Below are 11449 nucleotides of genomic sequence, written 5' to 3' on the forward strand. Positions count from 1 at the left end.
GATTTTTTGATGCTAATTGATTCATAAAGTATAGGGGTGACATGGTGAACAGTAATAAGTATCGAAAGATTTATCAGGAGTTAAGTGGAAAGATTATTAATGATGAGTACAAGCATGGTGAACAGTTACCATCTGAGAACTTACTTGTAAAAAAGTATGGCGTATCACGTGAAACAGTAAGAAAAGCATTAAGTTTATTACAAACGAATGGATTTATCCAAAAGCTCAAAGGCAAAGGATCGGTTGTTATTTATGATCAATCATTGAACTTTCCGGTGTCACAATTGATTAGTTTCGAAGAGATAAAACAATCACTTAATATGGATTATCATACTGTAGTGGAAAGTTTTGAAACAGTTGTGGCAAAAGATCACCCGAAAGTACAGGAAGCGTTAAATATTAGTGAAGATACGAAGTTATTTAGAGTTGTTCGTTCAAGAAGAAAGAATGATCTTGTTAACATCGTAGATACTGATTATTTTATTCAAGAAATGATGCCAGCACTTTCTAAGGAAATTGCTGAACAATCAATTTATGATTATATCGAACGTCGCTTAGGATTAAAAATTGCATATTCTAATAAAGTAATTACGTTTGAACCAATGTCTGAATATGAAATAGATTTATTTGTTGAAGCAACACCACCGTATGCAGCAGTCGTGCGCTCAATTGTACATCTTGCTGATGCGACACCATTTCAATACAACGTTTCTAAACATAGAGCAAGTGAATTTAAGTTTGTAGATTTCTCGAGAAGAACGATTGGTAAAGAGAAGTAGAAGTTTATTGTTGCATTATATAGTTAGATTTAGTATTATAAATATTACCGTGCTAAGTGGGGAGGTAGCGGTTCCCTGTACTTGCAATCCGCTTAGGCAAGACCTAATCCCTTTGCCTCGGGTAACAAGTTGTGAGGTCTGACCCGAATACGTAGTGTTGAGAGATCGGTCCTAGCCAATATAAACCCATGAATCATGTCAGGTCCGGAAGGAAGCAGCATTAAGTGGTACTTTGTATGTGACTGGGGTAGCCGGTTTTGAGCTGTCGACTTGGGTAACGCTTGTGTTTGTTATTCAAAGCAAAGGTGCACGGCTTTAATTATAAATTAATAGAATTTTTATAGATGAACACGTCATATGGCGTGTTTTTTTATTTCATTAAAAATGATTAAAATTGTAAATATTGTGTAGTACTTGTAAATAATATGGATATTTTGTATCAATTTGATTATAATGAGGTAGATATCAATATTATTGAAAAAGGGGCGAATTTAATGAAAGTATCAAAGTTATATTCTACAAGTATCGCAGCTGTACTTTTATCGACAACAATTTTAACTGGGGTAGCGAGTGCTAACACAACAACGACAAATACTTCAACAGGTACAACAACTACTACGCCTGCACTAACTGCAGAACAAACAGCAGCAAAAGCTGACTTAGATACAATTATCAAACGCGCTGAAGAAACTGTAGCCGCGTATGAAAAAGATACAACAATGAAGTTTGATCCAAGTTATAAAGCTTTATTAACAGAAGTTAGTATTGCTAAAAAAGTTTCTGGTAACGCAGCTTCTAAAGTAGAAGAGTACAATAAAGCAAAAACTAATTTAGATGCTAAATTAAGTGCTGTCATTGTAGTTCAAGAGCGTCGTAATGCAGAAGATCGTTTAGATAAGTCTATTGCAGAAGCGATTGTAGTTCAGAAGAAAGCGGACACTAAATTAAAACCGACTCAATTACAAACGAACTTCACTAAAGAATTAAGTGCATCTTTAGATTTAAGAAAAAAATTAGCAAAAACTGCTGACGTGGATGCTCAAAATGAAAAGTTAAAAGCTGCAACGAAGGCTATTTCAGAAGCGGGCACAGTAGTTAAAATTCCTTTAAAAGATGCTGTTACTGTTAAATTTACTACTGCTGATGGAAGAACAAGCTTCCCATTATCTGCAGGTAAATTAGTATCTTCTGGTTCAGTTTCACCTGCTAAAGATACAGATTATATTGAAGTAAATACTTTAAGAGATTTAACGAACTACGGTTTAAAATTACCTAAAGGTTTTGAATTAGCAAATCCAGATAAACCAATCAAAGAAGTTGCTGACTTTGAGAAAGTTGAATTGAAACAAACACCTGGTTTCCAATTTAGCGAAGCTTTAGTTACTTTCACTTTAAAACGTGACGGACAAGTTATTGACTCAGCAATTCCAAACTTCACAGTATTACAAGAAACAAACTTTGAAAATAAATATTCTGAAGTGATGGATAAATTAACTGCTGATCAATTAAAAGATATCAAAACATATTACTTAAAAGAAGGTTATATTGTAGACCCTTCAACAACTAAATATACTTTCAACAAAGATAGTTTCTACCAAACTGCTGAGATTAACTTTATTAAAAAGCCTGAAGCACCACCTGCACCAGTTGTAATTGATGGTCCTGGTATGTCTTCATTCAATGGCTATCAATTTAAAGCGGGTCAAAAATATACATTACCTGTATATGTTGAGTTATACGAACAACCAAATAGTAATGTTCAAATGAATAATAAAGATTTCAATATTCAAGTAATGAGCGTTACACGCGCTGGAAGTAAAACAAAATTATCTGTTAAAGATAATAAGTTTACATTCTCAAAACCTGGTAGCTACACAGTTAAATTCGCTATCCGTGGTAAAAATGGAGAAAAATTAAGAGACTATAAAGGTAAAGAAAGAAGCTATATCTATGTTTCTAACACTGCAACCGTTGTAGACTCAGCACCTGTAATCTCTGGTGTTAAAAATACAACTTACAGCAAAAAGACCTTCTCTTATACTAAGGGTATTAAAGCTTATGACTATGTAGATAAGAAATATGTTAAAGTAACATATAAAGGTAAGGTTAATCCAAGTAAAAAAGGTAAATACAAACTTTACTACTCTGCTACAGACAGCAAAGGTAACACTGCTAAAAAGACGCGTTATGTCGTTGTAAAATAATAATTTAAAGTTTTCAAGGCTTGAGGTTTTTCCTCAAGCTTTTTTTGATGCTTTTAATAGGACGGTTTTCCGTTCAATGTTATAATAAGAGTACTAATTTTTGTTGGAGGGGACTCACTTGAGTTATCAAGCTTTATATCGTGTGTTTCGTTCACAGTCTTTCGAAGAAGTTGTGGGGCAGAAGCATGTTACGACAACTTTAAAAAATGCAATTCAGAAAAATAAAATCTCTCATGCTTATCTTTTCAATGGTCCACGTGGTACAGGGAAAACGAGTATCGCTAAAATTTTTGCGAAAGCGATTAACTGTACGGAAAGTGATACGGGTGAACCTTGTAATCATTGTCCGACTTGTGTGTCGATTACAAATGGAACGAATTCTGACGTAATAGAAATCGATGCGGCGAGTAACAATGGTGTAGATGAGATTCGTAATATTCGTGATAAAGTCAAATATGCACCGGGTGAATCCAAATATAAAGTGTATATTATCGATGAAGTGCATATGCTTACTACGGGTGCTTTTAATGCGTTGTTAAAGACATTAGAAGAACCACCTGCACATGCCATATTTATTCTTGCGACAACTGAACCACATAAAATTCCTGCTACAATTATTTCGCGTTGTCAGCGATTCGATTTCAAAGCAATTGCTTTACCTGATATTAAAGACCACTTAGCATTTGTCTGTAACAAGGAAGGTATCGAATATGAAGATGCGGCACTTGAATTTATTGCTACGAGTGCTGAAGGTGGTATGCGTGATGCATTAAGTATTTTAGATCAGGCAATCGCATTTGGTGAAGCGAAGTTAACGTTAAATCATGTTTTAAATGTAACGGGTAGTGTCGGTCGTGAAGATTTAATGTCACTCATGGATAAAGTGATTGTACATGACGTTAAAGGTGCTTTTGAACAGTATCATCAATTACTTGCGGATGGTAAGGAAGTTACCCGTCTGGTAAATGATTTAATTTATTTTCTGCGTGATGTTATTGTGGAATTTGCGACAGATCAAAAAGGTGATGCTGCAATTTATTCATTAGCATTACCTACGATTTATGAAATGATTGATAAGATTAACGATACGCTAGTAGCGATGCGTTTTTCTGTCAATTCGAACGTACATTTTGAAGTACTGATTGTTAAACTGTCTGAGCTCGTGAAACAAAGTGAAGCGGCTGTATCTCAGCAAAGTGTACAAAGCAATGCTGGTACACCAGTGGTAGATACAAGTCATATTGAAGCGCGTATCAATGCTTTAGAATCTCGTATCAATCAAGGTGCTACCCAAGCATCAGCACCTCAGAAAACTAAGAAAGAGCCTAAGAAGAACAAGAATGCTTTCTCAATGCGTCAAATAGAAACAGTTCTTGATAATGCGAATCGTGAGGATCTAAGCTTCTTGAAGAGTAATTGGGCAGAGCTGCTTGCTCACGTTGAATCACAAGGCCAGCGTTCATTAGTGAGCTTGCTGAAACATTCAGAGCCTGTCGCGGCAAGTAGTACGCATGTGCTTATTAAATTTGGTGAAGAGATTCATTGTGATATGGTCAATAATGATGATGCAAAAAGAGAACAGATTGAAGCAATAGTATACACAATTATTAAAAAACAAGTTAAAATGGTAGGAGTACCAGATTCTCAATGGCTACAAGTTCGACATACTTATATTGAGAATAGAAAACAACCAAAACAGGAAGAGAAACCTGTAGAAGTTGATATTGTATCAGAAGCAGCAAATTTATTTGGTGAAGATGCAATTAATATTATTGATTAAACTTAGGAGGAAATGAATATGCGCGGTGGCGGAAATATGCAACAAATGATGAAACAAATGCAAAAGATGCAAAAGAAAATGGCTGAAGAGCAAGAAAAGTTAAAAGAAGAAAGAATTGAAGGGACAGCAGGTGGTGGTATGGTTACTGTTGTTGTTTCTGGACATAAAGAAGTACTAGATGTCATCATTAAAGAAGAAGTAGTAGATCCAGAAGATATCGAAATGTTACAAGACTTAGTATTAGCTGCAACAAACGATGCATTAGCAAAAGCAGATGATGTTACTGCACAACGTTTAGGACAACATACTAAAGGATTAAACATTCCAGGAATGATGTAATATGCATTATCCTGCACCAATATCGAAACTTATCGATAGTTTTATGAAGTTGCCTGGTATAGGTCCGAAGACTGCAAGTCGTCTTGCTTTTCATGTGTTAGATATGAAAGAAGATGACGTGATGAATTTTGCGAAAGCATTAGTAGACGTGAAACGCGAACTGACATATTGCTCAGTTTGTGGTCATATTACTGATACGGATCCTTGCTACGTTTGTAGTGATACAACACGTGATCGTTCTATGATTTGTGTTGTTGAAGAGACGAAAGATGTTATTGCAATGGAAAAGATGCGCGAATATAAAGGGATGTATCATGTGTTACATGGTGCAATTTCACCGATGGAAGGTGTAGGTCCGGAAGATATTAATATTCCATCACTTTTAACGCGTTTAAAAGATGAAGAAGTAACGGAATTAATTCTGGCAACCAACCCAAATATTGAAGGTGAGTCTACTGCAATGTATATTTCAAGACTCGTTAAACCGATTGGTATTAAAACAACGCGTTTAGCACATGGTTTACCTGTTGGTGGCGATTTAGAATATGCAGATGAAGTAACTTTATCTAAAGCGATATCTGGTAGAACAGAGATATAACGTTCATTCAAAATAATAAGCATCGTCAATCATTGATTGACGATGCTTATTTTTATATCTATTAATATTAATGCTTAAACTAGTCTTTTTCGAATAGCACTTGATAAAGTATCGACGATTATAACCATAATGATGATACCGATTAATATCATTCCGACACGATCCCATGTGCGTCCCTGGAGTGCAAATATTAGTGGAGTTCCAATGCCACCTGCACCAATTAATCCTAAAATAGAGGCGCTTCGTAAGTTAATCTCGAAGCGGTACAACACGAATGATAAGAAAGCAGGTAATATTTGAGGGACAACTGCAAACATTAAAGTTTTTGTTTTATTGGCACCAGTTGCCATTAAAGCTTCTGATGGTCCCATATCTAAATTCTCCATATCTTCAGCAAATAACTTTCCGAGCATTCCTATAGAATGTATACCTACGGCAAGTACACCGGCAAAAGCACCTGGTCCCACTGCTTTAATAAATAGTAGCGCCATAATAATTTCAGGGAATACTCGAATTAAACTCAAGAAAAATTTACTTACTTCAGATAAGAATCGATTCGAAATGTTTCGGGCTGAAAGAAAAGCTAGAGGAATACATAGTACAGCAGAAATCATCGTTCCTAAAAAAGCGATAGCAAACGTTTCTAATAAGCCGCGTAATAAATCTTCTCCTTCGGGCATGTAGATGTATCCTGTATCAGGGTGGATAATACCATTCCAGATATTTGATAAAATTTCAAAAGACTTTTCTTTAATTTCAATTTTAGGCATTCCACTAAACGCCCAAATATAGATAGTAAGTAATATTATGATAATAAGAACTGTACGAATAATAGTGGGTACGGATGATTTAGGTTTCAAATAATCGTAGTTTTTGCTCATAGTAAACGCTCCCTTACTCTCGTACTCACGTAATCGATGACCATAACAATAAACAAAGTGAAAATAATAATAGTTGTTACTTTTGGATATTCAAAGTAGCCAAGTGTCTTATCATAAAATAATCCGATACCACCAGCGCCTACTAAACCGAGTACAGCTGCAGCACGAATGTTAATTTCAAATGTAAATAATACAAATGAAAGATACGGCGCAATAGCTTGAGGTAAAACACCGAAAGTTATCCATTTTGATTTATTTGCACCAACAGCAGTCATCGCTTCTAACGGACCATCATCGATATTCTCTAAAGATTCATAAAATAATTTTGCCACAATACCGAATGATAATACGGTTAAAGCAAATATCCCGGGTAATGCGCCGATACCAAACACTGCAACGAATATCGAAGCGAGTAATAAATCTGGGATTGTTCGAATGACATTGAGCACTAAACGTACTGGTATATTAATCCACTTTGATTTAAATACATTACTTGCAGATAATAGTGCTACAGGAATAGCGAGTAATGATCCAAATGTAGTACCAAGAACCGCCATACGAATAGTGTCCAGCATCGGATCAACAATTTCTTTAAAGTAACTCCAATCTGGTGGCAACATTTCTCGTATTAAGTTCATCATTTCTGGCGCACCTAAGGCTAGCCCGGACAAACTGAAGTTGGTCTTCCATCCGCTCCAGATAATCAATGATAATATCAATAGTATTGTAAATGTCGCTTTTATGTGACCGGTAGATTTGATATCGGGATTTTTCATTATTTAACCCCCATCAACTCTTCGTCTTTAATGTCTCTACCATAGATATGTGAAAATGCATTGTCGGTTGCTTGTTCTACCGGTCCGTCAAACACAACTTTACCTGCACGTAATCCAATAATACGTGTAGCATATTCCCTTGCCAAATCTACAAAGTGCAGATTAACGATAATAGTTATGCCTAGTTCTTGATTAATACGTTTTAAGTCATCCATTACTTGTTTCGTAGTAAGTGGATCTAATGATGCAACAGGTTCGTCAGCTAATATAATCTTTGGTTCTTGAGCTAAGGCGCGTGCGATAGAGACACGCTGCTGTTGTCCACCGGATAGTTCGTCTGCACGACTATATGCTTTTTCAACGATATTTACTCTATCTAAAGCTTCCAATGCAATTTGTTTATCTTTCTTCGGGAATAATCCAAGCACCATTTTCCATGTTGGATGATATCCCACACGACCACTAAGTACATTACGAATAACAGAAGAACGTTTTACTAAATTGAAACTTTGAAAGATCATCCCGATATTCCTGCGCATCATTAACAATTTATTGCCTTTTGCCTGAGTGATGGAAACACCGTCAATTGATATATCACCTGATGAAATTTCGTGTAATCGATTAATCGAACGCAATAAAGTAGACTTACCTGCACCAGATAGACCGACAATGACAATAAATTCTCCTTTATTGATTTCTAGATTGACGTTATCCAAACCAACATGTCCATTGGGATAAACTTTATTGACGCCTTTAAAAATAATTTGTGTCATTGTAATGCTCCTTTACAGAAAAAGCTAAACTCATCAATTGAGTTTAGCTTAATTTAATTATTCAAATTAAAGAAGGGGTTATTCTTTAACTTTTTTGTCGTACTCACGGATGATATCAAATTTAGAATCATCAGACTTCACATAACCTTCATGAGAATACACTTCACGAATGATTTTTTGACCTTCTTTATCTTTACCGATTTTGATGAAAGCATCTGTTAATTTCTTCTTCCACTCATCCGTCATATCTGAGCGAGCAGAGATTGTGTCATTCGGGATCTTTTCTGTGTACTTAACGATTTTAGTATCTTTAAATACGTTAGGTTGATCACCTTTTACGATATTACGTGCATCCTGGAAAGTTACTGCAACATCGACATCATCATTTAATAAAGAGATAACAGCTTGATCGTGTCCTTTAACTGTTGTAACTTCCATATCTTTTAGTGGATCGATATTTTCTTTCTTTAAATCAACTGCCGGGAAAACGTAACCTGCTGTTGAAGTTACATCCTGCATGGCAATTTTCTTGCCTTTCATATCTTTTAAGCTTTTAATATCAGAATCTTTTTTAACGATAAATTGAGATTTGTAGAAATCTACTAATTCTTTTGTCGGTGTACCGTCATCATTTACACCATAACGTTGTGCTTGTAATAATACCTCCGCTGCTTTTTGATCATGTGCTAATACATAAGCTGTTGGAGGTAAGAAGCCAACATCGACTTTTTTTGACTTCATTGCTTCAACGATTGTGTTGTAGTTAGTAGAAACTGAAACTTCTACTGGAATACCAATTTCTTTTTTAAGTAATTTTTCTAAAGGTTTTGCTTTTGCTTCTAATGTTTCAGCATTTTGAGAAGGAACGAACTGAACTGTTAATTTTTCAGGTGTGTAACCTTTACTCGCTTCTTTGCTATTCTCAGCTGTCTTTTCTCCACCACATGCACCTAGTACTGTTGCTACTAAAATTACAGGAACAGCTGTCTTTAATGTGTTTGTGAACATAGTTTTAAAGCTCCTTTGAAATTTTGTTTTTAACTACAGTACTAATATTAGCAAAAATGAGAAAAGAGAACAGTTAAGTTTTTGTTAATCCATTTACACTAAATTAACAAAACATATATTTTTTACATACATAAATATTATTCCTTACTTTGTGCCTTAACATATTTTCGAATTGTGTCGTACGACTTATCATTCGTTGGTGCATATCCATCATGAGAATATATTTCTTTAATAATTTTTTTAGATGCTTTATCTTTTGAAAGTTTGATAAATGCACCTTTAATATCTTCTTTTAATTTTTTATCTAAATCAGCTTGCACTGATATCGTATCATTTGGAATTTTTTTCGTTACAGCAATGATACGTGTTTCTTTTTTAACACGAGGATAGTCTTTCTCTAAATAATCACGCGCATCCTGGAAAGTTGCTGCGACATCCACTTCGTTATTGATAAGTGCAGTAATTGCTTTATCATGACCTTTTACCATCACTGTTTTTAAATCTTTTTCGATATCTATGCCTTTATCTTGTAATAATCCAACTGGATAAAGATAACCTGATGTTGAAGTAGATTCCTGTAATGCGATGCGTTTATTTTTGATATCTTCAATATTCTTGATTTTACTATCACGATTAACAACAAATTGCCCTCTGTAATAGTCTGTAACTGATTTTTTACCATTTACTTCAGTTTCGTGGAGTGATTTTAGAATCACATCTGCAGCGCCCTGGTCGTGAGCCATAACATATGCAGTAGGTGGTAAGAAAGCAACATCAGCTTGTTTAGAACGCATTGCTTCTACTATAGTATTATAGCTTGTGGCGATCGATACTTTTACAGGCATATTCAGTTCTTTAGATAGTAGTTTACCTAACGGCTTTGCTTTTGCTTCCAAAGTTTCGGCATTTTGAGAAGGTACAAACTGAACCTTTAATGTTTTTGGGTGATAGGTTTCTTGCGTTTCGTTGTTACTACATCCAAATAGGACTAAAATAAGTAACGGTAATAATAAATATTTTTTCATTGATTTGCTCCTCGAGTTTAATTGATATATTTTTATTGCTATTTTAATGTATTAGAAAATTGTTGCTTCTACAATAAGAAATTTTCTATATAGCCTGTTATAATTATTAAATATAATGAGGTGAATAAAATGACAACTGGATTAGTATTAGAAGGCGGCGGTATGAGAGGGATATATACTGCAGGAGTATTAGACTGTTTTTTAGAACATGATATTCATTTTAATTATGTAATCGGTGTTTCAGCTGGGGGAAACATGGCAGCATCTTATCTTTCTAAACAGAAAGGAAGAAATAAGAAAGTATCTTTAGAGTTTTTAGATGATAAACGTTACTTATCTTTTTCTAACTATATAAAGAATAAAGAGATGTTTGGAATGGATTTTATCTTTGATGAAATCCCGAGAGAGCATGTGCCGTTTAATATGGAAGACTTTCTTCAATATAAAGGCGAATATGTCATTGCGTGCACAAACTGTGAAACAGGAGAAACGGAATACTTTAATAAAGCATATTTAAAGAAAGACTTAATGACGATTCTGCGTGCATCAAGTTCATTACCGCTAATGGCACCCATTGTAGAATACGATGGTAAGAAGCTACTGGATGGTGGTGTTACAGACCCGATACCTTTAAGAAAAGCACAACGTGATGGCATGATCAATAATGTTGTTGTACTTACGAGACCGAAAGGATATATAAAACGTTCGAGTCGACTTTCTAAATACTTTAAAGTGAAAGGTTATAAGAAAGTAGATGAGGCGATGCAAAAACGTCCTGCAGTTTATAATGAAACACTGCAATATGTCGATAACCAGGAAAAGAATGGTCATGCAATTGTAATTCGTCCATCTAAAGATTTAAAAGTTGATCGTATGGAAAAGAATCGAGATAAGCTTTCAGCAATGTATGATTTAGGTTATCAAGATGCTTTAGAACAACTGCCGAAGATAAAAGAATGGCTTAATACAAAAGAAAATTAAAAAAAGTTTAAAAAAAGCAGCAAAAGTGTAATTTTTATGCTTGTTATAGTGTTTGAAACCCTGTATAGTTATATCTTGTCCGGTAGAGATAACTCATACGGGGCAAGCACTTCGAAAGACAACAAAAAAACTTTTTTAAAAAAGTTGTTGACTTTCAAAACACAAGAGAGTATAATTAAATCTTGTGAGACAGAAAGACAAACACAATGAACATTGAAAACTGAATGACAATATGTCAACGTTAATTCCAATAATTTGAGTGAACTTAGTTCACTCCCAAGAGTGATTGCCATAAGCAATCAAAG

At 34.8% G+C, this 11449-nt stretch carries 11 protein-coding genes and 1 other RNA gene; 7 read left to right on the top strand and 5 right to left on the bottom strand.

Translation table 11 applies throughout. From position 1 onward, the window contains the following. Positions 1–41: 41 nt before the first annotated feature. The 6 genes from treR (at position 42) to recR (ending at position 5700) form a co-directional block, all read left to right on the top strand. Positions 42–779, top strand: coding sequence for a trehalose operon repressor (gene treR, locus BHU61_RS11525; protein ID WP_111717003.1), 738 nt, complete (start codon positions 42–44; stop codon positions 777–779). Between the two features lie 47 nt (positions 780–826). Further along, positions 827–1092, top strand: an RNA gene (gene ffs, locus BHU61_RS11530) — signal recognition particle sRNA large type. Positions 1093–1273: 181 nt separating this feature from the next. Then, on the top strand, positions 1274–2983 hold the full coding sequence (locus tag BHU61_RS11535; RefSeq protein WP_170122550.1) for an immunoglobulin-like domain-containing protein: 1710 nt from the start codon (positions 1274–1276) through the stop codon (positions 2981–2983). 118 nt (positions 2984–3101) lie between these two features. Further along, positions 3102–4763 carry a DNA polymerase III subunit gamma/tau gene (gene dnaX / locus BHU61_RS11540; protein ID WP_111717006.1) on the top strand — a complete coding sequence of 554 codons (1662 nt, stop codon included), beginning with the start codon at positions 3102–3104 and terminating at the stop codon, positions 4761–4763. An 18-nt stretch (positions 4764–4781) separates the two neighbouring features. After that, positions 4782–5102 (top strand): YbaB/EbfC family nucleoid-associated protein, encoded by a 321-nt coding sequence (locus tag BHU61_RS11545; RefSeq protein WP_096077802.1) that lies wholly within the window; start codon positions 4782–4784, stop codon positions 5100–5102. 1 nt (position 5103) lies between these two features. After that, positions 5104–5700 carry a recombination mediator RecR gene (recR, locus tag BHU61_RS11550; RefSeq protein WP_096077803.1) on the top strand — a complete coding sequence of 199 codons (597 nt, stop codon included), beginning with the start codon at positions 5104–5106 and terminating at the stop codon, positions 5698–5700. 74 nt (positions 5701–5774) lie between these two features. Here the strand turns inward: recR and phnE (BHU61_RS11555) are convergent, their stop codons facing one another. The 5 genes from phnE (BHU61_RS11555) to BHU61_RS11575 form a co-directional block, all read right to left on the bottom strand. Beyond that, the gene (gene phnE, locus BHU61_RS11555) at positions 5775–6581 is read right to left on the bottom strand and encodes a phosphonate ABC transporter, permease protein PhnE (protein WP_111717008.1); all 807 of its coding nucleotides are present in this window, start codon (positions 6579–6581) and stop codon (positions 5775–5777) included. Then, complete coding sequence (gene phnE, locus BHU61_RS11560; protein WP_111717010.1) at positions 6578–7357, bottom strand: phosphonate ABC transporter, permease protein PhnE; 780 nt, start codon at positions 7355–7357, stop codon at positions 6578–6580. Before phnE (BHU61_RS11560) ends, phnE (BHU61_RS11555) begins: the two co-directional genes overlap by 4 nt. Continuing rightward, positions 7357–8130, bottom strand: a complete 774-nt coding sequence (phnC, locus tag BHU61_RS11565) for a phosphonate ABC transporter ATP-binding protein (RefSeq protein ID WP_111717012.1) — start codon at positions 8128–8130, stop codon at positions 7357–7359. The genes phnE (BHU61_RS11560) and phnC overlap by 1 nt, the downstream gene beginning before the upstream one ends. 78 nt (positions 8131–8208) lie before the next feature. Further along, a complete protein-coding gene (locus BHU61_RS11570; protein WP_111717013.1) occupies positions 8209–9138 on the bottom strand; it encodes a phosphate/phosphite/phosphonate ABC transporter substrate-binding protein in 930 nt (309 codons plus the stop codon). Between the two features lie 137 nt (positions 9139–9275). Further along, a complete protein-coding gene (locus BHU61_RS11575) occupies positions 9276–10163 on the bottom strand; it encodes a phosphate/phosphite/phosphonate ABC transporter substrate-binding protein (protein ID WP_111717015.1) in 888 nt (295 codons plus the stop codon). 129 nt (positions 10164–10292) lie between these two features. Between BHU61_RS11575 and BHU61_RS11580 the strand changes: the two genes are divergently transcribed. Further along, complete coding sequence (locus BHU61_RS11580; protein WP_111717017.1) at positions 10293–11144, top strand: patatin-like phospholipase family protein; 852 nt, start codon at positions 10293–10295, stop codon at positions 11142–11144. The last annotated feature ends 305 nt before the right edge of the window (positions 11145–11449 follow it).

The sequence above is a fragment of the Macrococcus epidermidis genome (assembly GCF_003259695.1).
Taxonomy (GTDB): domain Bacteria; phylum Bacillota; class Bacilli; order Staphylococcales; family Staphylococcaceae; genus Macrococcoides; species Macrococcoides epidermidis.

What these genes read in the sequence shown, in the direction of transcription:
- treR (WP_111717003.1), top strand. Translation starts at nt 42, where the DNA reads ATGGTGAACAGTAATAAGTATCGAAAGATTTATCAGGAGTTAAGTGGA.
- BHU61_RS11535 (WP_170122550.1), top strand. Translation starts at nt 1,274, where the DNA reads ATGAAAGTATCAAAGTTATATTCTACAAGTATCGCAGCTGTACTTTTA.
- BHU61_RS11545 (WP_096077802.1), top strand. Translation starts at nt 4,782, where the DNA reads ATGCGCGGTGGCGGAAATATGCAACAAATGATGAAACAAATGCAAAAG.
- recR (WP_096077803.1), top strand. Translation starts at nt 5,104, where the DNA reads ATGCATTATCCTGCACCAATATCGAAACTTATCGATAGTTTTATGAAG.
- phnE (WP_111717008.1), bottom strand. Translation starts at nt 6,581, where the DNA reads ATGAGCAAAAACTACGATTATTTGAAACCTAAATCATCCGTACCCACT.
- phnE (WP_111717010.1), bottom strand. Translation starts at nt 7,357, where the DNA reads ATGAAAAATCCCGATATCAAATCTACCGGTCACATAAAAGCGACATTT.
- phnC (WP_111717012.1), bottom strand. Translation starts at nt 8,130, where the DNA reads ATGACACAAATTATTTTTAAAGGCGTCAATAAAGTTTATCCCAATGGA.
- BHU61_RS11570 (WP_111717013.1), bottom strand. Translation starts at nt 9,138, where the DNA reads ATGTTCACAAACACATTAAAGACAGCTGTTCCTGTAATTTTAGTAGCA.
- BHU61_RS11575 (WP_111717015.1), bottom strand. Translation starts at nt 10,163, where the DNA reads ATGAAAAAATATTTATTATTACCGTTACTTATTTTAGTCCTATTTGGA.
- BHU61_RS11580 (WP_111717017.1), top strand. Translation starts at nt 10,293, where the DNA reads ATGACAACTGGATTAGTATTAGAAGGCGGCGGTATGAGAGGGATATAT.